General features: G+C 62.4%; 1 protein-coding gene and 1 pseudogene. Both read left to right on the top strand.

Going from position 1 to position 2,119, the window contains the following annotated elements:
* The first annotated feature begins 75 nt into the window (after positions 1-75).
* Positions 76-1,155: a PEP/pyruvate-binding domain-containing protein gene (locus tag C493_RS17580; RefSeq protein ID WP_007260836.1), complete on the top strand. Its 1,080-nt coding sequence runs from the start codon at positions 76-78 to the stop codon at positions 1,153-1,155.
* A gap of 130 nt (positions 1,156-1,285) precedes the next feature.
* Positions 1,286-1,884 (top strand): annotated as a pseudogene (locus C493_RS17575) (FAD-dependent oxidoreductase); the annotation flags it as partial.
* Positions 1,885-2,119 lie beyond the last annotated feature (235 nt).

Here is a 2,119-nt window from a genome sequence, read left to right as displayed (position 1 = left end):
GAAAGCGGCGACGTCGAAATACTCGAGAAAGCATCGTAGACACGATCCGCGAACGCGACACCACTACCTATTCCCATGACCGATTCACCGTACACCCTGCGCTTCGACGAACCGGCGTGTAACAAGGACAACGTCCAGCTCGTCGGCGGCAAGAACGCATCGCTCGGCGAACTGATGGCGGTCGACGACTCCGTCCAGGTCCCGCCCGGCTTCGCCGTGACGACGACCTTCTACGAGGCCTTCATCGACGACCAGGACCTCGTCGCGTCCATCGAGGATCGCCTCGCGGACGCCGACGTCGACGACGACACGTCCGTCGCCGCGGCGAGCGAGGACATCCGCGAACGCATCGAGGAGGCGTCGTTTCCGAGCGAACTCGAGGACGAACTGGCGTCCGCCTGGACCGAGCTTCGGGACCGAAACCCCTCGGACGAGCTCGAAGTCGCCGTCCGGTCGTCGGCGACGGCGGAGGACCTCCCGGACGCCTCCTTCGCCGGCCAGCAGGATACGTACCTCAACGTTCGCGACCTCGAGCAGGTCAAACAGCGCACGAAGGAGTGCATGGCGAGTCTGTTCACCGCGCGGGCGATTTCCTACCGCGAGGAGAACGGCTTCGACCACGACGAGGTCCTGATCAGCGTCGGGATCCAGAAGATGGTCGAAGCGCGCTCGTCGGGCGTGATGTTCACGGTCAACCCCGCGAACGGCGACCGCTCGAAGGTCCGCATCGAATCCAACTGGGGGCTCGGCGAGTCGGTCGTCAGCGGGAGCGTGACCCCGGACAGCTTCCTCGTCGACAAGCCGGTGTACAAGATCGTCGACCGGAACATCACCGAGAAACGCGTGATGACGGTCCCGACCGATGCCGGTATCGAGGAAATCTCCGTCGACGACGAGCGAACGGACGTCCCCTCGCTCACCGCCAACGAAATCATCGACCTGACGGACGTCGCGAAAGCGATCGAGCAACACTACGGCGAGCCACAGGACATCGAGTGGGCGATCGCCGAGAACGGCGACGAGACGCAGCTGTACATCCTTCAGAGCCGACCCGAAACGACCTGGAACGACGCCGCGGACGACGAGTCCACGTCAGCGGATACGAAACAGCCGGGTGAAAAGAGCACGGCAGAGAGCATCCTCGAGCGGCTCTGATCCGCTGACGGTCTCACTCGTCTTCTTCTGGCGATCGGCGTTTCGTAATCGTTCCGTTCGTGCAGTTCGTGTCGGTTCGCGCTCGAGGGCCCACTGTAAGAGTAACGAGAGTCGCTGCTGTCGTCCCCGTATGGGCGAGGGTCTTTCGGAGCACGATTTACTCGTCGTCGGCTCGGGACTGGACTCGACGTCGCAAGCGCCGCGACCGTCCGAAAGCAGTCGGTTGCGGTCGTCGAGAAGGGACCGCTCGGCGGCACCTGTCTCAATCGCGGCTGCCTCCCCTCGAAACAGTTGCTGTACCGCGCCGAGGTGATGGCGACCGTCGAGCGCGCCGACGAGTTCGGCATTCGGGCCGACGTCGATTTCGTCAGGATCGTTCGCGAGGTCACCGACGACGGTTCCGAGAGCACCGAGTCGATCCACCACGGGTTGCAGTCCTCGAGTCAGCATACCCTCCTCGAGGGCGAGGGCCGGTTCGTCGACGACCGAACGATCGAGATCGGCGACGGTCCCGACGCCGGCAAGCGCACACGGGCGGACACCGTACACATCGCGGCCGGAACGCGACCGGCGATACTGCCGATCGACGGCCTCGAGGACGTCGACTTCCGCCCCAGCACGGACGCCTTGCAACTCGAAACGCCGCCGGACGACCTCGTGATCGTCGTCGGCGGCTACATCGCGGCCGAACTCGCAGACTTTTTCGGAACGTTCGGGAGCGACGTGTCTGGCTGTATTGAAATACTTAGCAGACAACAAGGGTTGACTGCTGAACAGAGAGAATAGATGCAGCAAAGTGCCTTTCTTTGTTACGACCTATCTGCGGTGAATCAGCCACGTGTGCCTGCGACTGAGCGACTGATAGTAAACGTATTCGCTCTTGTGTAGCACTTTGTTGATATCACAGCGTCGCTTTGACAGCGTGTTTGAGCGCTTCTCTTCCTGGTTTCCGCAGTAACTTTCG

It is taken from the genome of Natronolimnohabitans innermongolicus JCM 12255 (genome assembly GCF_000337215.1).
Lineage (GTDB): Archaea > Halobacteriota > Halobacteria > Halobacteriales > Natrialbaceae > Natronolimnohabitans > Natronolimnohabitans innermongolicus.
Note: the sequence above shows the minus strand (reverse complement) of the source record. Positions and strands in the feature narration are given on the sequence as shown.